At 42.6% G+C, this 18,783-nt stretch carries 23 protein-coding genes; 4 read left to right on the top strand and 19 right to left on the bottom strand.

Translation table 11 applies throughout. The annotated features are described in order from the left end of the window. Both JT26_RS00675 and JT26_RS00670 read right to left on the bottom strand, forming a co-directional pair. Positions 1-1,275, bottom strand: a complete 1,275-nt coding sequence (locus tag JT26_RS00675; RefSeq protein ID WP_036844695.1) for a YhcG family protein — start codon at positions 1,273-1,275, stop codon at positions 1-3. A 4-nt stretch (positions 1,276-1,279) separates the two neighbouring features. Continuing rightward, positions 1,280-2,581 (bottom strand): site-specific integrase, encoded by a 1,302-nt coding sequence (locus tag JT26_RS00670; protein WP_036844692.1) that lies wholly within the window; start codon positions 2,579-2,581, stop codon positions 1,280-1,282. A 445-nt stretch (positions 2,582-3,026) separates the two neighbouring features. Between JT26_RS00670 and JT26_RS00665 the strand changes: the two genes are divergently transcribed. Together JT26_RS00665 and JT26_RS00660 are read left to right on the top strand one after the other, a co-directional pair. Then, positions 3,027-4,256: a site-specific integrase gene (locus JT26_RS00665; protein ID WP_036844689.1), complete on the top strand. Its 1,230-nt coding sequence runs from the start codon at positions 3,027-3,029 to the stop codon at positions 4,254-4,256. Positions 4,257-4,336: 80 nt separating this feature from the next. Then, positions 4,337-4,849 carry an ORF6N domain-containing protein gene (locus JT26_RS00660; RefSeq protein WP_025003714.1) on the top strand — a complete coding sequence of 171 codons (513 nt, stop codon included), beginning with the start codon at positions 4,337-4,339 and terminating at the stop codon, positions 4,847-4,849. A 55-nt stretch (positions 4,850-4,904) separates the two neighbouring features. On the opposite strand, the gene JT26_RS00655 is transcribed toward JT26_RS00660, so the two are convergent. Next, a complete protein-coding gene (locus JT26_RS00655) occupies positions 4,905-5,699 on the bottom strand; it encodes a cation transporter (RefSeq protein WP_034542544.1) in 795 nt (264 codons plus the stop codon). A gap of 394 nt (positions 5,700-6,093) precedes the next feature. On the opposite strand from JT26_RS00655, the gene JT26_RS00650 reads away from it, so the two are divergent. Together JT26_RS00650 and JT26_RS10365 are read left to right on the top strand one after the other, a co-directional pair. Next, a complete protein-coding gene (locus tag JT26_RS00650; RefSeq protein ID WP_036844955.1) occupies positions 6,094-6,627 on the top strand; it encodes an antirestriction protein ArdA in 534 nt (177 codons plus the stop codon). A 256-nt stretch (positions 6,628-6,883) separates the two neighbouring features. Further along, entirely contained in the window at positions 6,884-7,108 is a 225-nt protein-coding gene (locus JT26_RS10365; protein ID WP_081966347.1) for a DUF3873 domain-containing protein, read from the top strand. Between the two features lie 4 nt (positions 7,109-7,112). On the opposite strand, the gene JT26_RS10570 is transcribed toward JT26_RS10365, so the two are convergent. From JT26_RS10570 to JT26_RS00575, 16 genes are all read right to left on the bottom strand, one after another. Beyond that, positions 7,113-7,304, bottom strand: coding sequence for a hypothetical protein (locus JT26_RS10570; protein ID WP_152566952.1), 192 nt, complete (start codon positions 7,302-7,304; stop codon positions 7,113-7,115). Between the two features lie 3 nt (positions 7,305-7,307). Then, complete coding sequence (locus tag JT26_RS00645) at positions 7,308-8,081, bottom strand: hypothetical protein (RefSeq protein ID WP_036844686.1); 774 nt, start codon at positions 8,079-8,081, stop codon at positions 7,308-7,310. Positions 8,082-8,170: 89 nt separating this feature from the next. Further along, positions 8,171-8,614 (bottom strand): DUF3872 domain-containing protein, encoded by a 444-nt coding sequence (locus JT26_RS00640; protein WP_036844683.1) that lies wholly within the window; start codon positions 8,612-8,614, stop codon positions 8,171-8,173. Between the two features lie 6 nt (positions 8,615-8,620). Further along, positions 8,621-9,202, bottom strand: a complete 582-nt coding sequence (locus JT26_RS00635; protein WP_036844680.1) for a conjugal transfer protein TraO — start codon at positions 9,200-9,202, stop codon at positions 8,621-8,623. A 1-nt stretch (position 9,203) separates the two neighbouring features. Further along, positions 9,204-10,112 (bottom strand): conjugative transposon protein TraN, encoded by a 909-nt coding sequence (gene traN / locus JT26_RS00630; RefSeq protein ID WP_036844677.1) that lies wholly within the window; start codon positions 10,110-10,112, stop codon positions 9,204-9,206. A gap of 84 nt (positions 10,113-10,196) precedes the next feature. Next, positions 10,197-11,531, bottom strand: a complete 1,335-nt coding sequence (traM, locus tag JT26_RS00625) for a conjugative transposon protein TraM (RefSeq protein WP_036844674.1) — start codon at positions 11,529-11,531, stop codon at positions 10,197-10,199. Further along, positions 11,494-11,796 carry a TraL conjugative transposon family protein gene (locus JT26_RS00620; protein WP_034542538.1) on the bottom strand — a complete coding sequence of 101 codons (303 nt, stop codon included), beginning with the start codon at positions 11,794-11,796 and terminating at the stop codon, positions 11,494-11,496. Before JT26_RS00620 ends, traM begins: the two co-directional genes overlap by 38 nt. Positions 11,797-11,800: 4 nt before the next feature. Then, the gene (gene traK / locus JT26_RS00615; RefSeq protein ID WP_036844672.1) at positions 11,801-12,424 is read right to left on the bottom strand and encodes a conjugative transposon protein TraK; all 624 of its coding nucleotides are present in this window, start codon (positions 12,422-12,424) and stop codon (positions 11,801-11,803) included. An 11-nt stretch (positions 12,425-12,435) separates the two neighbouring features. Next, the gene (gene traJ, locus JT26_RS00610) at positions 12,436-13,446 is read right to left on the bottom strand and encodes a conjugative transposon protein TraJ (RefSeq protein WP_036844670.1); all 1,011 of its coding nucleotides are present in this window, start codon (positions 13,444-13,446) and stop codon (positions 12,436-12,438) included. Positions 13,447-13,448: 2 nt separating this feature from the next. After that, the gene (locus tag JT26_RS00605; RefSeq protein WP_025003725.1) at positions 13,449-14,078 is read right to left on the bottom strand and encodes a DUF4141 domain-containing protein; all 630 of its coding nucleotides are present in this window, start codon (positions 14,076-14,078) and stop codon (positions 13,449-13,451) included. A 4-nt stretch (positions 14,079-14,082) separates the two neighbouring features. Further along, complete coding sequence (locus tag JT26_RS00600) at positions 14,083-14,439, bottom strand: DUF3876 domain-containing protein (RefSeq protein ID WP_036844667.1); 357 nt, start codon at positions 14,437-14,439, stop codon at positions 14,083-14,085. A gap of 12 nt (positions 14,440-14,451) precedes the next feature. Beyond that, the gene (locus JT26_RS00595; RefSeq protein ID WP_036844665.1) at positions 14,452-16,953 is read right to left on the bottom strand and encodes a TraG family conjugative transposon ATPase; all 2,502 of its coding nucleotides are present in this window, start codon (positions 16,951-16,953) and stop codon (positions 14,452-14,454) included. Next, positions 16,950-17,279 carry a DUF4133 domain-containing protein gene (locus JT26_RS00590; RefSeq protein WP_036844663.1) on the bottom strand — a complete coding sequence of 110 codons (330 nt, stop codon included), beginning with the start codon at positions 17,277-17,279 and terminating at the stop codon, positions 16,950-16,952. The genes JT26_RS00595 and JT26_RS00590 overlap by 4 nt, the downstream gene beginning before the upstream one ends. Before the next feature lie 11 nt (positions 17,280-17,290). Further along, positions 17,291-17,587 (bottom strand): DUF4134 domain-containing protein, encoded by a 297-nt coding sequence (locus JT26_RS00585; protein WP_025003727.1) that lies wholly within the window; start codon positions 17,585-17,587, stop codon positions 17,291-17,293. A 162-nt stretch (positions 17,588-17,749) separates the two neighbouring features. Next, positions 17,750-18,352: a hypothetical protein gene (locus JT26_RS00580; RefSeq protein WP_197068400.1), complete on the bottom strand. Its 603-nt coding sequence runs from the start codon at positions 18,350-18,352 to the stop codon at positions 17,750-17,752. Then, positions 18,349-18,783, bottom strand: a complete 435-nt coding sequence (locus JT26_RS00575) for a DUF3408 domain-containing protein (RefSeq protein ID WP_034542532.1) — start codon at positions 18,781-18,783, stop codon at positions 18,349-18,351. The genes JT26_RS00580 and JT26_RS00575 overlap by 4 nt, the downstream gene beginning before the upstream one ends.

The following is an 18,783-nucleotide window of genomic DNA, read 5'->3' as shown; positions in this document are numbered from 1 at the left end:
TTAATTTTTATCCACAATCTTATTAAGCTCCTCCTCGACCTCTTCGATGCTGGGGAGGGTGGAACGAAGGTTGTCTGGGATAGCCTTCGTGAGCTGATAGTCACTGATGCCTATTGGCTGCTCGTAACCCGAGAGGGCATATTGTGCCACAACCTTATCGCCCCCATTGCAGAGCAGCAAGCCGATGGTTTTGTTGTCGTGTTCGCCTCGCAGCGTGTCGTCTATCACATTGATGTAGAAATTCAGTTGCCCCATGTATTCGGGCTTGAAAGGCGTTGCCTTCAGCTCAATGACCACATAGGCGTGCAGCTGGATGTTGTAGAGGACGAGGTCGGCATAGAAGTCTTGTTCGCCCACCTGAAAATGCTTTTGCTGTGCCACAAAGGCAAAGCCACTCCCCATCTCGAGCAAATACTTCGTGATGTGCGACACCAACTGACACTCGATGTCTCGCTCCGCCATCTGTTCTGTCTGTCCCATAATGTCGAAAATGTAGGGGTCTTTCATCAGATAGTTGGCGAGGTCGCTCTGTGGTTCGGGCAAACGCACGGCAAAGTTGTTTACCTTCTTCGCCTCAATCTGACGAGCGAAGAGGTTAGTGTCTAGCTGTGTTTTCAGCACATTACTACTCCAGCCATTCGCCACGGCTTGCGTAATGTACCAATAGCGTTCGCCAAGAGGGAGCTTGCTGTTGAGGAGTATTATATGGCTTGCCCAATTTGTACGAACGACCGCAGAACGCTTGAAGAGTTCCTCTATTTTCTGAATGTCTGTGCAATAGACAGAAGAAAGTGTTTGTGCCACCTCTCCTAATTGTGCAACAGGTTGTTGCGAAACTTCAATAGGTTGGTTTTCTGCGTTTTGAATTAGTGCAAGAGGTTCTTGCACTAATTGATTGAGTTGAGTTGCAAGAGCTTTCACCGCATCCACAGATGGATTACTTAACACGCTGTCTACCTCACACATTTGTTGTAGCACATTCAGAGGGTAGGCACTGGCAAAGCGACACATATAGAAGATGTTTCTGCGAGAATATCCTTTCTTATCCGGATATTGTGAGCGGATAGCCTCCGAGAGCTTGTCGATGACCTTAGCACCCCAGCCCTCTTTCTCTTGGAGGTAGAGAATGAAATGCCCCACTTTCCAATAGTGAAAGAGCATATCGGCATTGGCTGATGCCACGATGCGCACCTGAGTTTGCTCGATGTCTGCCCCAATAGCGTGTACGATAGGGGCGAAATCCTTGCGGTCTATGGCTTGTATTTCTTGTTTCATAGGGCTATAACTGATTGAATTTACTCATCGCATTCGCCTTGATGTCGTCTGCAATGTCGATGTAAGGCTTCATTGCCTTGTAGTCGCTGTGTCCTGTCCACTTCATAACCACCTGCGGAGGGATGCCGAGGGCAAGGGCATTACAAATAAAGGTGCGACGACCTGCATGCGTGCCGAGAAGAGCATACTTGGGTGTGACCTCGTCTATGCGCTCATTGCCTCGGTAGTACGTCTGACGCACAGGCTCATCTATGCCTGCCAGCTCTGCCAGCTCCTTGAGGTAGTCGTTCATCTTTTGATTAGTAATCACAGGCAAGACCTTATCGTCCTCAAATACCACATCCTTGTATTTATCCAAAATCGCCTTGCTATGATTGTTCAGTTCGATGATCAGGCTGTCCGAGGTTTTGACCGTGGTCACCTCGATATGTTCGCCTTTGATATCGCTTCGGCGGAGGTTGAATACATCGGAATATCGCAAGCCTGTGAAGCATTGAAAGAGAAAGACATCACGCACTCGTTCGAGAGCCTGCTTGTTGGCAGGTATTTCGAACTCTCGGAGCTTCGTCAGTTCATCCCACGTCAGGAAGATGATTTTCTTCTGCGTATTCTTGAGTTTGGGTTTATAAGTGTCGTAGGCATTGTTCTGATGCACTCCCTGCTTGAAAGCCCAACGCAAAAACCATTTGAGGAATGCCAGCTGCTTGCCGACAGTGCTATTACGCATCTCCTTGACCTCACGAAGATAAGCGACATAGTCGTTCAGCCCCTTCTCATCGAAAAACTCAAAGTTGAGCCCCTCCCGAAAGTTCGCAAGGTGATTCTTCACGGCTGCAAACTTCTCATAGGTAGAGTGTGTCCAATCATTCTGTCGCCCACAATCACGCACAAACTCATCAAAGACCTTGTAAAAATCATTGCCCCTCGTGGCTTTTTTCCATGAGGAGGGCTTCGCTTCTTCCTCCGCTGGTCTGTGCAGTGCGTTGAATGCCTCCTTAATCTGCTCGGGCGTAGGCATCACTTCATCGACCTCAAACTTCTTGAAGATCTCTTGTATCTCGGTATAATAGCCGAGGAGCGAAGCATTGATTTCGGCAGCCGATTGCTTGAGCTTGTTGATGCAGCCATTCTTGACCCGCTGTTTGTCGGCATCCCATTTAGCAGCATCAATGCGATAGCCTGTAGTAAACTCGATGCGCTGAGAGGCGAAGTTCACACGCATGCGAATAGGCACATTCTCCACGATGGGAACACCTGCCTTCTTGCGACTCTCAAGAGCAAAGATGATATTGCGTTTGATATTCATATTATCTGGGTGTGTAATTTCTGCACCCAAAATTACACCCAAAAATCGATATCACCAAAGATTTTCTATGAAATCTTACTTTATCGAACCAACATACAAACTACTGAAAAACAAAATATTGAACACCTATGGCAGTTTATGAGAGTTCAAGAGAAAGAGCCTCTCTCTCCGCTGGAAGGTCTGGACAAAAACAGACAATAAACGGACAAAAGCCTACAAGTCAATGATTTGTAGGCTTTTTTGTTTGTATTTTGTCCAGCATAAAAGACACCAAAAAGACCTCAAAAGACACAAATTTGTGCCTAAATCGTTACCGATTCCATACCGGACAAAAACGGTAACGATTTGTCCAAAAATGACCTCTCGCTGTCCGAATTTGTACAGCCTGTATATATCTCACAATTAATACATTAAAAGTAATTTTGTAACATTAAAAAGTGAGATTATGAAGAGTACATTCAAAGTCCTTTTCTACCTGAAAAAAGGGTCAGAAAAACGTAATGGAGAGGTAACAATTATGGCAAGAATTACCGTTGATGGAAAAATTTGCCAGTTTAGTACCAAACAAAGCATCCATCCCGATAATTGGAGTGTGAAAGCTGGTAAAGCAACCGGGAAGTCCTGCGCACAACTCAATAAGTTACTGGAAGACATTAAAGCATCATTACACCAAATCTACCATGAACAGCAACGGCGAGAAAACTATGTTACTGCCGAGCAAATCAAGAATGAATTTTTAGGGCATACGGAGAACCACGAAACGTTGCTGAATTTATTTCAGAAGCACAATGATGATGTGAAGCAGCTTATAGGTCTATCTAAATCTGCATCTACCTATCAAAAGTATGAAGTAACCCGCAAGCATCTTGCGAGTTTTATCCAAGCTAAGTACAATCTTTCCGATATAGCTTTGAAGTCTATAAACAATATGTTTATAAATGACTTTGAGGTCTATCTTATGACAGTTGGCAGATGTAACCATAACACGACTGCCAAGTTTATGCAGTTCTTCAAACGTATAGTCTTGATTGCCCGGAACAACGGGCTGATAGTCGGCGACCCTTTTGCCAACTATAAAATACGCTTACAAAGGGTTGATAGAGGATACCTTACGGAAGATGAAATCAAGAAAATCCTTGAACTCAACCTTGTTTCCGAAAGGCTGGAACACGTTCGGGATTTATTTCTTTTTTCTTGTTTTTGCGGTTTGGCTTATATAGATGTAGCAGGACTTAGAAAAGAGCATATCCGCAAGTCGTTTGACGGCAACCTTTGGATTATGACTAAGCGGGTGAAAACTGGAATAGATGTAAATGTACCGTTACTGGACATTCCAAAGATGATTTTGGATAAGTATAAGGATAAGCTTCCTAACGGTAAAATCCTTCCTGTAATCAGTAATCAAAAACTTAATTCCTATTTGAAGGAGATTGCCGACCTTGCCGGAATCAAGAAAAACCTTACGTTTCACCTTGCCCGTCATACCTTTGCCACCACAACGACACTGGGTAAAGGAGTTCCCATTGAAACCGTTTCTAAAATGCTGGGGCATACCAATATTGAAACGACCCAAATCTACGCCCGCATTACTAATAATAAGATTAGTGATGATATGAAAGGACTTTCCGAGCAATTTACGGGTATTGAAAAAATCTATAAAAAAGTGGCTCAATAGTTACCTATTTTCAGTAGGTAACCAATGGGTAACGAATTAGGTAACGATTTTTATTCTAAAACATTAAAATATAAATAGATATGGAATTGCAAGTCATTCAAAACAAAATCTTTGAAGTCCGGGGATACAGGGTAATGCTGGACTTCCATTTAGCAGAGTTATATAATGTAAAGACAAAGGTTCTCAAACAGGCTGTCAAACGTAACATTCAGCGCTTTCCTTCTGACTTTATGTTTGAACTGGATAAAGAAGAGTTTCACCAACTGGTCACAATTTGTGACCAGTTCCCCGAAACCCTAAAACACAGTTCTGTCAGCCCAATGGTTTTCACGGAACAGGGTGTAGCAATGCTTTCTACGGTATTAAGAAGTCAAACAGCAATAGATGTAAATATATCTATTATGCGGGCATTTGTCCTGATGCGACAAATGGTTATCGGATATGATGAACTTCTTAAACGTATCGAGGAACTGGAAGAAAGTACAGATGCACAGTTCAGTGAGATATACCAAGCTTTAACCCAGTTATTAAGTAAACCTGACCCCAAACCAAGAAAACCCATAGGGTACAGAATACCTGATGAAGAAAAGTAACTTATCACAAATTGTGATAATCTAATGATGGCGAGCCGATAAAGCCCGCCATTTTTTATTTAGCCAGTTTCAAAATTCGGATTGCACCACGAATAACAACAAGAAAAACTACTATACCTATTATCAAATCAGGGATATTGCTTTCAAGCCACCAAACAAATAAGGCTGCTATAATAACTCCAATATTTATAATAACATCGTTTGCCGAAAATATTACGCTTGCTCTAATATGTGCATCCTTACTTTTAGTACGTTGAAGCAACCATAGACAGATGGAGTTAGCAAGTAAGGCAAGTAAGCTAATGACAATCATGGTTTTAAATTCGGGCATAATCTCAAATCCTAAGAAACGCCTTATAACCTCTGACAGCCCTAATGCTGCAAGTAAAATTTGTAGGTAGCCGCTTATAAGTGCCACTCGCTTTTTCTTTGCAATAACAGCCCCCACAGCCATAAGGCTCATACCATAAACAAGAGCATCCGCCAACATATCAAGGCTATCTGCTACTAATCCCATTGAACCTGAAATAAGCCCTGTTGTAATTTCAATCAAAAAGAAAGCGAAATTGATTGCGAGTACAATCCATAGAACTCTTCGCTGTCGGGCTGGATTATCGGTAGAATCATTACCATCTGTTGCCACTGTTTCTTGAAGCTTTGCACCAAGATTAAGTGATTCAAGTTCTGTAATAAAATTACTGCTGTCGCCACTATGTGTTACAACTAATATCCGTTTTGCAAGGTCGAAATCAAGATGCTTGATAGATTTAGTATCCTGTAATTTCATGCGAATAAGGCTTTCTTCACAGGGGCAATCCATTTTTGGAATATGAAATATTGATTTATACATAATTAAAACCTTTATTATATGATACAAAAGTAATGCTTTTTTGCCAGCTTCTTTAACCGTAAACCACTCCCATAGGCAGTCATTCCATCGGGGCGGTTAATCATTTCCATTTCTATATGCAAAAGTATTTACGGCTTCTTAACGTCTTTGAAAGTTCAAGCCCTAATGGGTTTGATGTAAAAATCTTCCTGCTGCGCTTCGCTTGAGAGTATTTTTCCACAAAAACTTGCAAAGACTAAAGCCTACACTTTCCGGCATATATGAAACGAAAACGACCGACCCGACGGAAAGACGCATATAAAAAAAGTCGGATTTACGAGAAGCAGGAAAAAAGGTTATGAAACTCAACTCCCTCACCTCAAGAATCCGCATATATCTAAAAAAATCAGAAGTTATGGAAGCAACAAGTTTAAGCGAAGCAAGGATTTATGTAGGTACATACGCAAAGTACAACGATGGCTCAATCGAGGGCAAGTGGTTTGACCTTTCCGACTTTTCGGACAAAGACGAGTTTTACGAAGCTTGTAAGGAGTTACACGCAGACGAAGAAGACCCGGAATATATGTTTCAGGACTGGGAAAATATACCGGATGAATTAATCGGCGAAAGCTGGCTATCTGACAACTTTTTCGACATCCGGGATGCGATGGACGATTTAAGCGAAGACGAGCAGCAAGCGTTTATGGTGTGGTGTAATCATGTCTCACACGACCTATCGACCGAAGATGCACACGACCTTATTTCTTCTTTCAGGGATGATTTTCAGGGCAAATATAACGATGAAGAAGATTATGCCTATGAAATTGTAGAACAGTGCTACGAACTGCCGGAGTTCGCAAAAACATACTTTGATTACGAAAAGTTTGCCCGCGACCTGTTTATGGGTGATTACTGGTTTGAAGATAGTTTTGTTTTCCGGGCTTCCTGATTATTCACCGGGCGGGGAAACCCGCCCATAAAACAAATTATAATGAAAATAAGCGGTTTATTCAGGTTATTGTTCCGGGTGGGACTATTAGCTTCAGTAACTTACTTTTTGTCCATATCGGCGGAAACATGGTTATTCCTGATAATTGCATTTTTTGTTATCCGCTTTATCCTGCGGTTATTTGTATCTGTATTGTATAGCCTTTTGGTAGCTGCGGTTTTCATCGCCTTATTACTCACTTTATTAATGTAAATATATGGAATCACTAAATAAAAATGGAGTGTCCACGACCCAAGAGCCGGGACAAGAAAAATATGTAACGTTCATTGCGGGAGCGTTCAGAGGAACAGAATATTTCCAGTATGATTATCGCCATACGAATGGAGAACTTTTCTCTACGGTAGCGAAAACGCTGGAAGAGTGCCGGAAACGGCGGGATGAATGGCTTTCTAATAAGAACAATTCGACTTCGGAAGAATAATATTTTACAAGGAGTTCAGTGCTGCGGAAAGAATTTCAAGCTGCGCTGAACACACCTTGCTATTTGCACAGTGCAAATAAAAACTACTTTCTTTCGTGAAGTGTGCTGAAAAAGAAAGTAGCAAAGAAACCGCTTTCAGAACTTTTAATTTTTTATTGATGAAAGGATCCACCGCTAACCCGGTGGATTTTTTCATGTGTCAGTTGAAATTAAATGCATCCTTTTGCTTTGTGTACAAATCATTTATAACTTTTTCTAAAATGATTTTATATTCATCTTCTGTTGGTCTTTTACCCGTTGCTTTTTCGGTATCTTGAAGAATCTCTTCCTTGAATTGTGGGTCATTTCTCTGTTTTTGAATGGTAGATAGAAAAGCTTCTTCAAAAGTCCTTTCAGAATCTTTATAATAGAAGTTTGACCCTTTTTTTTCAAGCTCCAGATATGCTGCTACAATATTTCCATTATCTATCAGTTCTTCAAACAATATAGCAAAATCTTCTAAAATTTCATTAACTAAAACCTCTTTACTCGCAGAAATATAGCCAGAATAAGGTGATTTTTCATAGGCATTTACACCTTGATATAGATACCGCCCATTACAAGTAGCCATAGTTATAAATAACTTGTCTTTCGTTGTAACATTGATTGGTCTAAATAACTCAACGAGTTCTTTCCATGTGATTAAAGAGCCATCGGCTAAAACTAATCCTTTTAAATCAGAATCTCCATGCATCTCAAAATGGAATAAAAGTCCATTATTCAAAAATTCCGCATTTACTTGATAGTATTTTATTAATTCTATTAACTCTCCTTTATTGCGGACATTGTAATATTTATGCGACATCTTTATACTATCATTTTGAAGAAGGTCTATTCGCCTACTTATACAATCTTTATAAAGTTCTTCCCCTGTCTTTTTCTCACCATTAGGCAAACTCTCAAAAACTACTATATGTCTAATATTACCAACCATATTTCAAAGTTTAAAGAACAAAAATATCCATAAAAAACCACCTGACAAATTATATATCAGATGGTTTTCAATAAGTTGTCTAAACTCCGTTACTCTTTTGATTCTTCTTTCTCATTCTCATTATTGAAAGCAAACGTTAGCTGTACCACCTGCCCGAAGCTGTCTTCGATATACACATCAATTTGTTGTTGGTCGGTGGAAGCGGAAGTATAGTATAGACGGAACGTTTCGCCCGGAAGCGGGTACAAATCATTTGGAAGAAATAATGTTCCGTCCGCCATCTGGAGCGTACCTTTACCATCCGGCTGGAAATACCTGATGAAATATTTCGTTTCTTGGTAATAGCCTTCCCTTTGAAGTTGAAAACGTATTTCTGCCGTTTCACCCATCTTAATACGTTTTTGCACGGGCATCGTTGTTACCGTAAACGGGTAAACCTGCTGAACATCCAGCTTATCATCACAAGAAAACACCAGCAGCATTGCTCCCAGCAAGTACACCCCCATTAATATGTTTCTGATTATCTTTTTCATATCGCACTAATTTATTATGAATTTAAAACCGACCCCGAATTGTGTGTGGAACTTTCCGATGGAAGAACCGAACAGCATCCGTTCACGGGCATTGATAAGAAAAACCACCCTGTCCGTCAGGTAGGTTTCCAGTTCCAGTGTAGCAGCCCCACCATAAACAAAGGCATCTTTGTTCGTGAGTGTAGAACCATCGTATAGTTCCTTATCTCCCCAGTTGCTTGTTTCATATCCGGCAAGAGCCGACAACCCGAAGGACAAAAAGAACGTTTTCCTATGGTCGGAAAGTATTTTGATATAATACCCGCCTTCGCCTGTAAACTGGCTTACAGGCACGGTTATATTCCTATATTCGTACTCTTTATTGAGATATTCCGCACCGACCACCCAACGGTTTCCGTTTTTGGTATAAGTGGCAAGCGCAGCACCGAAATAGTATGCCGATTCCGGTTCACCGGGCTTCTTAAAACCATCCGCCATTCCGCCCGTAAGTTGGAATCCCTTTTGTCCGGGCAGGTAACGTTGTGCGTGTGCCAGGTTAAAAGTCTGGCACAAACACAACACTGCTATAACACAGATTAATTTCTTCATCTTACTTGATTTTAAGTTCGTTAATCACTCTGGCGTTCACAATATCCGAACTTTCGATACGGATATTTTGGTGACGGCCACCGTTCTTTTCGACCAGCTCTACCACCAGTATCTTATCGTCCGGGATGGTGAACTTTGGTAAGGTATAGACCGTGCGAACAGTGGATTTTCCACCTATGGTAATCACTTCGTTAAAACTGCGGACGGGATAAAGTACCGATTCCTGAATGGCAGTGCGCTTTGCCACCTTCTTATCGACCACCTTAAATTTAATGAAGTCGGTATCGAACGGAACATTGGAAGAGTTCTTCACCTGTGTATGGAAATAGAACATTCCGTTATGCACGTAAATTCCCTTGATTAAAAATTGTATCCCGAAACGCTTGCATCCCAAGTGGCGTATTTCTCTATCGTTATTTTTATAAATAGACTGCATTATCAGCTTTACCAGCAACGGCGATTCATTACCCAGTTCACGGAAGTAAATGTTCATCCGGGTATGGGAATAGTCGGTTATACTTTCATTCTCAAGGAAATCTTTCATTTCTATATTCAGCATTTCCGGCTCATTGGCGTATTTGGCATTGAAGGAATAAAAACTGCCGTCCTCACAGATAACCGAAAAGTTGGTTTCTCCCGGAAAACCTTCGGTAGCAGCTTTAACACGGATAACATTTTCTGCCCCATCCGCTTTTCCTGCGATAAGATGGTTAGAACCCAAATCCACATATTTGACAGTGGAAGGGAAGATAATGTGTACTGTTTTGGCAAAAGTTACCTGAACGCCATAAGGCGTAACCATCTGCCCGTAAGGAAATTTTTGGGTAATACCCTGAAACAAATCATTGCTTTGCGCTTTGACCGTTACCGCACCGATAACCAGTGCGAACATGATAATTAACTTTTTCATTACAAATTGATTTTTAGTTGCCGTTGGCGGGTGGATTGCCCGCTTTCCGGCGGATTAATAATTGAGAAATTTTTGTGGTTATTATTATTGTTTTGTGTATAGCATTACTTTATAATCGGCTTTCAGGTTTACTTTTACCGTCCTGAACTTTTTTGAGAGGTATTGCGAACCGCCTTGCAGAACACCCCTTGTCAAATCCGACACGATGGCAGCCCCCGCATTTTGATTGACAGTAAAACTTGAGCCAAGCCCAGCCCCGATATTTGCCATACCTTCGTTCAGGGCTTGCATTTCCAGCGAAGACGGAACGGATAAACCTTTTTGCCCGTCCGAATCATAGACCACCAATTCAACCGGAATGATATTACCTTCATATTCCAATGAAGATATATTAATATCCATGCGCTCACCCTGAACCCGTGCCGTTCCTGATAACAGGCTGTTTTTCGGCATACGGATATGACCTGCCTGTAACGGCTCTAACAGGCGAAGCCGGACATTTTGCCCGTCCATTACCGACTGGTCTTCATGGATACAGGCAAGAATAGTATTCTTTCCCATTAACGACCCAGTTCCGACCGCCGTATTAAATCCAAAGTTCCGGGGCTGGCTATATGCTGCGATAAACTCCGCATCACTCATAGGTACTTGTAATCCCGAAACGGTTTGTTCCGTTACCGCTTGTACAGGCAACGCCTGAACCTTTCCCTGTCTGGATGCAGTAGGTGTAACCTGTTTCACTGCCTGTTCCTGCCCGCCGTTCATGTATTTGGCTGCCAATTCATAGGATTTTTCAAGTAGTGCCAGTTGTTCGTCCGCCGTACTTTGGGTATTCTCCCGTTCGTACAGCCGGGATTCCAGTTCTTCAATCTTCCGTGCCAGTTCTTCTTTTTCCGGGTCTTCTTTGGGTGTTTCGTAGAAACTTCCCAACTGGCGGTTTATATCCTGATAGGCGTAAGCCGAAGATTGCACATAAGAACTATTACGGGAAGAACCGCCGTAATAACTCCGGCTGTTATTTGCTGGTTGTTCTTCCGGCAGGTCGGCGGTCAGGCTCAAATTATCCGTAACCTTATTTTCTTCACCCAATGTAAACCCGAAGTCCTGTAAAGAACGCATCCGGTCTTCCTGTTTGGATTTCATGGATTCCTGTTCGTAAGCCGTCTTTTTATCGCTATATATCCTGTCTTCTTTGGGTAATGGAATATCGGCATTAAAACCGCCGATTTCGTCCGGCTTTACTTCGTCTTTTGAGGACGGGGCAAATATCAGCCACATACATCCGGCAAAGGCAAGGAACATCAATGGGAAGATGATTAGTTTCTTCCGTTTCTGTAATTCCTGCGGGGAAAGCTGTTTTTTCTCTTTCCTTTCTTTGTTGTTACTCGTTTCCTGATTCAAATTCTGATTCTGTTCCATATTTTTGTAATTGATAATGGTTTATACTGTCTTTTCGTTCCAGTTCCAAGCGTTCAATGTGCCTTATCTCCATAAATTCTTTCTCTGCACTTTTCTTTCCTATATTATATATGGAAGAAACCGTCCAGTAAATAGATAGGATGCTACCGCCGAGAATAAAAGTTATGATAATGATTATCCGGGCATCTTTCGACAGGCTTCCACAAGCGTATCGCAACTTATCATCTACCCAGTCCCGCAGGTTTGTTAATGATTTCTTTACCATAGCCCTACCGTTTTAATACTTGTAAATCCTTATTCTCCGTAATCTCGAAAGCTTCAATGGTAAATCCATGCGGGTTGTTATCACTCCTTACGGAGTTCAGCAACCGGCATCGGGTAACAAGGCTTCTTTCGGTAACACTGCTTTCCCGGATAATCATTTGCCGGGCATAGGTCGCCACCTGATAGGGATAGTGGTCAAAGTTGCATATTACACTGTCCACCTGTACCGACTGGTTGATGTTCCCGGAAATGATACGGTTATAATACCCCTTTTCGGATAAGTCCTTATAGTAATTGAAAGCACTTTTATCCGCCAAGTATAAGGAACGCTGTATGTTCGATTCAATGGCGTTCTTATCCGGCGACAGGGTAAAAAAGAGTTCATGGAAACGCTTAACGTGTTCCTTTGCTTCCACGGGACGGTTCTGTGATAAGTCCTGCGAAAGTGCCAGCATAAGGGATTTACCCCCATCGAGAACGTAAATCTTTTCACGCTGTTTTTCTGCAAAACTATACGAGTTCCAAAGGGCATAACCCACAATCCCGGCACACAGGCATACAAATACAATCCCGAACAGGCGTATTTGCTTAAAACTGGTTTCTATATTTTTTAAACTTTTAAACTCCATATTTTTACTGTTTATTTTTTAATTAATTTTCCGGCGATGTTCCCACCTACTGCCCCGGCTGCTGCACCCGCAAGGTTTCCGCCACCACTTGCTGTTTTAGAAAGATTCCGGTTCATACCACCTAATCCGCCAGCCTGAATAATCCAGTTGGATACTGTCGGGATGGTGAAGTATCCCACAATTCCTATAATCATAAAAATGATGTAAACCGTATTGGAACTGTCGGGAATAAAACTGGGGTCGTCCAATAACTGTAAATCACGTTCCAGCATTAAGACCTGAATCCGGGCAAGGATGGAACTGAATAAATCCGATACGGGAAGCCACAGGTACACGCTTACATAACGTGTTATCCATTGTGTTAAGGTTGATTGGAAGCCATCATAGACCGATATTGCAAAAGCAATCGGACCAAGTATGGCTAATACAATCAAATAAAACGTCCGTATCGTATCTATGACAAGGGCAGCAGCTTGAAAGAGTATTTCCAACAGTTCCCTGAACCAGTCCCGGACGGCTTTCTTTATATTGTAAGAAGCCCGTTCCATATACATCCCCATTGTCGTAATCAAATCCGAAGGCGACCATCCAAGTTCATCCAGTTGCTTGTCGAACTCTTCATCGGAAACGAGATAAGCGGTTTCAGGATTCCGAAGCATGGCTTCATACTCCTTTTTATCTTTCAGTTCCCGGTATTTATTCATATCAAAGGTCTGTCCTTCCAGTATTTGATTCGTTCCTTTTACTACCGGGGATAATACACTGTTTATCGTTCCCAGTACGATAGTCGGAAAGAACATAATGCACAGACCAATGGCGAACGGTCGCAAAAGCGGGTACACGTCTATCGGTTCAGCTCTCGATAAGGCTTGCCATACCTTCGCTGCCACATAGAACAATGCACCCAATCCCGCCACACCTTTGGCTACCCCAGTCATATTACTGCACAGGGGCATCATATCCACATAGAGATTTTTCAGAATCTCATGCAGGTTTCCCCAATCAACGGCTAACAACGTCATAATTACCAGTATCTATCGTTAGCAGTTCCATACAAGGCTATCACACGGTCGGTGTCGCTGATTTTCTTTGCCCGCAGATAAGACACGGATATATTTTTACGGGTATAGTAGGAAACCAAATTCCGGTAATTCAATACGGAATTATATGCTTTGTCTATCCGTTCCATACGTTCGGCATCGGTCATGGAAAGCCCGTTGATATTTACCACATTTTTAAGTTCGGTCAATACATCCGAACTTTCTTCCAGCAGTTTGGAATATCCGAAAGCAATGGCGTTGAGTTCTTCCGGTCGGAAGTTCTTATCCGATAACATTAGCTGGAAGTTGGTAACGTATATATCAGTAATCTCACCCAGCAAAAGCACGGTTTTCTGTACTTTGCGGGCATCTTTCACTAAATTGTTTACCGATTTCAAGGCATCATAATATTGCTTGCCTTGGTCGTACAATTTCTTGGTTTCCTTGAAAGTATCTACCGTATTGCCTACAATTTTTGAAGTCTGTGCAATTTCTTTGGTAGTATTGACAATACCCTGAGCCAAATTTGTCGGGTCAATGACCGCCCATTGTGCGCTGGCGTTACCTGCAAACAGGCAGAGTGCCACGACTAACATCATTATTTTTGTTTTCATCGCTTTAATTTTTTGATTGTTTTTTACTTCTTACATATTCACCGCCGGAGGATAATAGTATCCGGTCGGTTTCACTATCATAGCTTACCAGTATGGAAAATCCTGTTTCGATAAACAGGTATCCGTCCTTTTCTATGATTTGATAGGTTTCCGCACGGGTTTCACCCCTGCGGGTTCTTCGTTGCATGGTTACTTTATAGCCATCCGCACTTTCAAAGACCGTGAATGATGGTCGGTTTGTAACGCTTTCCCAATGACCGCACATGGCTTTCAGTCGGTCGGCGTTTGTTTCTTTGCAGGAAGACAAAGCCAGTAGAATAGCACAGAGAAGCACCGGGAAGATGATTTTTATTTGTTTCATATTGATTTGATTTTAATTAGGATTACGCTTGCTTTCGGCAAGCTGTTTAATAGCTAACTCAAGGTCGCCATCCAGCCTATCGGCAAGTTGGAACAGTTCGAGTTTTTCAGTTTCTTCCGTTGTAAATGCGTAATACTCTTCCAAACTCACTTCTGTGGCATATACAGCCGACTGTACGCCACCCAGTCCTATCCATACTTCTTTGTACTTCCGTCCCGGATGGTTCGCCATGTTGATGGAAAGTATTTGCGCTTTTTCTTTGTCGGTCAAACCCAGCATCGCTTGTATGCTATCGAACTTGTTCATGTATTTGCGCTGGTCGAGCAGGATTTTACAGTCGGAGTTCGTTATGATGGATTCTTTCACAATGGGAGAATGGACAATATCGTCCACTTCCTGCGTTACCACCACCGCTTCGCCGAAGTATTTACGCACCGTTTTGAACAGGTATTTCAGGTAATGTGCCATGCTATCTTTGGCGATAGCCTTCCACGCTTCTTCCAAAAGCAGCATCTTACGGATACCCTTTAACCGCCTCATTTTGTTAATGAAAACTTCCATCAAAATGATTGTAACCACAGGGAAAAGTACGGGGTTATCTTTGATGGCATCTACCTCAAAAACGATGAAGCGTTTGTTCAACAAGTCCAGTTCCTTATCCGAGTTCAACAGGTAATCGTATTCGCCACCTTTATAGAAAGGTTGCAACACGAATAGGAAATTATCAATATCGAAATCCTTTTCCCTGACATTCTGTTCGTTCAGATTATTCCGGTATTCATTTTTGATAAATTCGTAAAAGGAATTAAAACTGGGTACGATGGACTTATCCTGTGTAATCCGGTTAATAAAATCGCTTACAGCATTGGACAAGGCAACGCTTTCCGCCCCGGTGGGTTTTTCATGCTCCTGTTTCCACAAGGTCAGGATAAGCGTTTTGATGGATTCCCGCTTCTCAATATCGAAGACATTATCTTCGGTATAGAATGGATTAAATGAAATCGGGTTATCTTCGGTATATGTAAAATACACGCCGTCTTTCCCGCCAGTTTTCCGGTGGATTAATTCGCATAATCCCTGATAGGAATTTCCGGTATCCACTAACAGGACGTGTGTTCCCTGTTCGTAATACTGGCGTACCATGTGGTTGGTAAAAAAGGATTTTCCACTTCCGCTCGGCCCAAGAATGAATTTATTACGATTCGTAATAATTCCTTTTTTCATGGGCAAATCGGAAATATCAATATGAAGCGGTTTTCCGGTAAGCCTGTCCACCATCTTAATCCCGAACGGGCTGGGTGATGATTGGTAGTTCGTTTCTTCCGTGAAGAAGCACAAAGCCTGTTCAATAAATGTAAAGAAGGATTCTTCCGCCGGAAAGTCGGCTTCATTGCCGGGGATACCCGCCCAGTAAAGGGTCGGGGTATCCGTTGTATTGTGGCGAGGCTTGCACTCCATCAAGGCAAGCTGGCTTCCCACATCATTTTTGATATGCTTTAATTCTTCCTTATCATCCGCCCATGCCATTACATTGCAATGGCAGCGAACAGAGGTCAAACCCTGACTGTGCGCTTCGTTCAGGTATTCCTCTATCCACTCTTTGTTCACCTGATTGGAACGGCTGTATTTGGACAGCGAGTGCATATTACGGGCTTGCTTCTCAAAGCGTTTTAGGTTCTCCGCATGGTCGTCTATAAAGATATACTGGTTATAGATATGGTTACAGGAAAGCAATACACCCACAGGCGAAGCGAACGACAAACGGCAGTCGCTACGGTCGGTGGACAGCTTTTCGTAACGGGAATCAGTAGTAACCGCACCCGGCAGGTCTTCCACATCCGAAAGCGTATGCAAGCATAAAATATTATCGCCGATACGCATATCTTCGGGGTTCAGTTGCATATCCAGTAGTGTAGTCGTATCACTTTGCGACAGGGAAAAGTATTTTTCAATAATCCCAGCTTTTTCCGGCGTTCCGGTAATATCATCCGAAGTCAGACGGGTAAGGGTGATAAATCCCGAATCGTTCATTATCCGTTCAAACTGACCGACCGATTCCAAAAACTTCGTTACTGTTTCCTTATCCTGAATTTCCTTTGGAATGATGAAGCCACGGCAAAGCGTATTAAAATTACTTTGGGTACGGCTTCTTTCCTTTGTGGTTTTTGTCAGGAACAGGTAACAGGTATGATTCAGGAAAGGTCTTTCATTGAAATGCCGTTCAAAACTACGGGACAAGAAACTTAACCCATCCTTTTGGATTTCAGGGGTATAGTTTTCTTTGATAAACCAGTCCTGTTTATGTACAATACTATAATCGGGTAATACCTTGATTGCCTTATGCCAAGCGGAATGTATCGCTTCGTATTCGACCCCGGTAACAGTGAACAGTTCGGGCAGTTCTACCCGGAACGCCACCGTAACATCGGCATCCTTACTGATGATACAATCGTGTTCGGCTGCCAGCAGGGGAAATTTGCTTTCCAATGTGGCTGCTTTTAATATATTCCTCATGCGTTCTTCTGTCTTTTATAGGTGAATAATCGGGGGATGGCTTTCCGGTTGATAATGTACCGGGGATGGCTTCTGCGGGCGGTTACTTTCATAAGACCGTGTGTGCCGTATTTGTCATTCAGCATAAAAGTGAAGTACACAAGAGCCGAAGCCGCTACGACCCCGAACCCGATGCAGACCCACTGGTTTATACCTATCATGTAAAGAATGATGAACAATACGAAGACGGCAAGTAGCCCGCCTGCAAAAATGAAAAGGTATTGGCTGCGAAGCCCTTTGAACTCCGCAGGTTTTCCAATCCCCCTGTTAATTGAATAGCTAATCATAACACCTATGATTACAGGAAGAATGAACGAAGGATGGTAGCAGCCACAATCAGGAAGATACAAGCCCCGAACCACGAAGCTGCGGTTTTACTTGTATCCGGGTCGCCTGAACTGAACTTGTTATACACCTTTACACCCCCAATCAAACCAACGACAGCACCGATGGCATACACCAACTTTGTCGCCGGGTCAAAATAGCTGGTAACCATGTTTGTAGCTTCTGTAATACCACCTACGCCGTTGCCCTGTGCAAATGCGGAAGTTGCAGCCAAGACGATGGCTGCGGAAAGAAATATTTTCTTTTTCATTATAAACTTGATTTTATGATGCCGGAAAGCGGGTGGATAGTCCGCTATTCCGGCGGGATTAATAATTGAGAATTTTTGTGGTTGGTCTTCTGACCTTTTTTGAATGGTTAAGCCCAGCTAACCGTAATCTTTTTCTTTCATACCTGATTCGTTTTAAAGGTTCTACATATAGTCGTTCATATCGAACGCCTGTAAATCTTCGGGGCTGGCTTCGTTTGGCGGGGCGATAAATACAGCATCGTATTTACCCAGCATTTCCGCCACCCGTACCATGCCCCCGTTTATCTGTTCCATCATTGTGTCGTACAGGCTGGTTTGTTGCATAACCGACAAGGTTTGCAGGGCTTTCCGTTCCTCTTCTTCCGGGGCTTCCTGCTCCCTGACGACCTGTACCGCTTGTGCCATTTCTTCAAAGGAGATACCCCGTGCCGACTGACCTTCACCGCCAGTGATAAGTGCGATTTCTTCTGCTTCCAGTTCATCTTCATACTTCATTTCAAATTCAACATCCATCGGCTGCGGGGTGTCTTCCGTGTCATCCGGGGCAAATATAGAAGCATTATCAACCCCTTTAGAAAACTGGCTTTCAGTGTCTTCGTATGGCGTTACTTGTCTTAACCGGAAAGTTGTTTTACCTACGACAGCCTTTTCGTTTTTACGGTTGCCGGGGCTTTCGGAAGAGGAACTGTTTGCTTCCTTCCTGAACCGAAAAAACAGGACGAGGTAATAAAGGACAACCCCAGCTATCATTAATTTTAGTATCATATCGGGCTTTCAAAAGTTTTCTTATACAGTTCGTTGATTTCGTCCTGATACTGGTCGAAGTGATTCAGGATAATTGTTTCCACATAGCTGCTTACAGTCGCTTTTCGTTCACCGATAACCATTACTATTTTCATAAGCTTTTCATGGGTGGAACGACTTACATATATCGGCTGGCGGTCGGGAAGTTCCATTTTCTGAAAATAGGTTTCCCGGTAATCGGCAGGGGTACTTTTCTTCCGGCGGGTAGTTTCCCGGATGGTTTTTGCTTCCGGTTGCCGGACAGGTTCTACCACAGTTTCCTGTCTTACTTCCGGCGTATCCGGTTCTTTACTTACTGTTTTAGGTGAAATTTCCTGTTTCATGGGTAAACCCTGTGAAATGATTTCTTTCATAAAATCTTCATCCACCTGTACTTTTTCCTGTTTTGCCAT

Source organism: Porphyromonas sp. COT-108 OH1349 (assembly GCF_000768755.1).
In the GTDB taxonomy this organism is placed as follows: Bacteria; Bacteroidota; Bacteroidia; order Bacteroidales; family Porphyromonadaceae; genus Porphyromonas_A; species Porphyromonas_A canoris.
This window is presented reverse-complemented; position numbering and strand designations above follow the sequence as displayed.

Excerpts from the sequence above, each read along its gene's own strand:
- JT26_RS00675 (WP_036844695.1), bottom strand. The coding sequence starts at position 1,275 with ATGAAACAAGAAATACAAGCCATAGACCGCAAGGATTTCGCCCCTATC.
- JT26_RS00670 (WP_036844692.1), bottom strand. The coding sequence starts at position 2,581 with ATGAATATCAAACGCAATATCATCTTTGCTCTTGAGAGTCGCAAGAAG.
- JT26_RS00665 (WP_036844689.1), top strand. The coding sequence starts at position 3,027 with ATGAAGAGTACATTCAAAGTCCTTTTCTACCTGAAAAAAGGGTCAGAA.
- JT26_RS00660 (WP_025003714.1), top strand. The coding sequence starts at position 4,337 with ATGGAATTGCAAGTCATTCAAAACAAAATCTTTGAAGTCCGGGGATAC.
- JT26_RS00655 (WP_034542544.1), bottom strand. The coding sequence starts at position 5,699 with ATGTATAAATCAATATTTCATATTCCAAAAATGGATTGCCCCTGTGAA.
- JT26_RS00650 (WP_036844955.1), top strand. The coding sequence starts at position 6,094 with ATGGAAGCAACAAGTTTAAGCGAAGCAAGGATTTATGTAGGTACATAC.
- JT26_RS10365 (WP_081966347.1), top strand. The coding sequence starts at position 6,884 with ATGGAATCACTAAATAAAAATGGAGTGTCCACGACCCAAGAGCCGGGA.
- JT26_RS10570 (WP_152566952.1), bottom strand. The coding sequence starts at position 7,304 with ATGAAAAAATCCACCGGGTTAGCGGTGGATCCTTTCATCAATAAAAAA.
- JT26_RS00645 (WP_036844686.1), bottom strand. The coding sequence starts at position 8,081 with ATGGTTGGTAATATTAGACATATAGTAGTTTTTGAGAGTTTGCCTAAT.
- JT26_RS00640 (WP_036844683.1), bottom strand. The coding sequence starts at position 8,614 with ATGAAAAAGATAATCAGAAACATATTAATGGGGGTGTACTTGCTGGGA.
- JT26_RS00635 (WP_036844680.1), bottom strand. The coding sequence starts at position 9,202 with ATGAAGAAATTAATCTGTGTTATAGCAGTGTTGTGTTTGTGCCAGACT.
- traN (WP_036844677.1), bottom strand. The coding sequence starts at position 10,112 with ATGAAAAAGTTAATTATCATGTTCGCACTGGTTATCGGTGCGGTAACG.
- traM (WP_036844674.1), bottom strand. The coding sequence starts at position 11,531 with ATGGAACAGAATCAGAATTTGAATCAGGAAACGAGTAACAACAAAGAA.
- JT26_RS00620 (WP_034542538.1), bottom strand. The coding sequence starts at position 11,796 with ATGGTAAAGAAATCATTAACAAACCTGCGGGACTGGGTAGATGATAAG.
- traK (WP_036844672.1), bottom strand. The coding sequence starts at position 12,424 with ATGGAGTTTAAAAGTTTAAAAAATATAGAAACCAGTTTTAAGCAAATA.
- traJ (WP_036844670.1), bottom strand. The coding sequence starts at position 13,446 with ATGACGTTGTTAGCCGTTGATTGGGGAAACCTGCATGAGATTCTGAAA.
- JT26_RS00605 (WP_025003725.1), bottom strand. The coding sequence starts at position 14,078 with ATGAAAACAAAAATAATGATGTTAGTCGTGGCACTCTGCCTGTTTGCA.
- JT26_RS00600 (WP_036844667.1), bottom strand. The coding sequence starts at position 14,439 with ATGAAACAAATAAAAATCATCTTCCCGGTGCTTCTCTGTGCTATTCTA.
- JT26_RS00595 (WP_036844665.1), bottom strand. The coding sequence starts at position 16,953 with ATGAGGAATATATTAAAAGCAGCCACATTGGAAAGCAAATTTCCCCTG.
- JT26_RS00590 (WP_036844663.1), bottom strand. The coding sequence starts at position 17,279 with ATGATTAGCTATTCAATTAACAGGGGGATTGGAAAACCTGCGGAGTTC.
- JT26_RS00585 (WP_025003727.1), bottom strand. The coding sequence starts at position 17,587 with ATGAAAAAGAAAATATTTCTTTCCGCAGCCATCGTCTTGGCTGCAACT.
- JT26_RS00580 (WP_197068400.1), bottom strand. The coding sequence starts at position 18,352 with ATGATACTAAAATTAATGATAGCTGGGGTTGTCCTTTATTACCTCGTC.
- JT26_RS00575 (WP_034542532.1), bottom strand. The coding sequence starts at position 18,783 with ATGGCAAAACAGGAAAAAGTACAGGTGGATGAAGATTTTATGAAAGAA.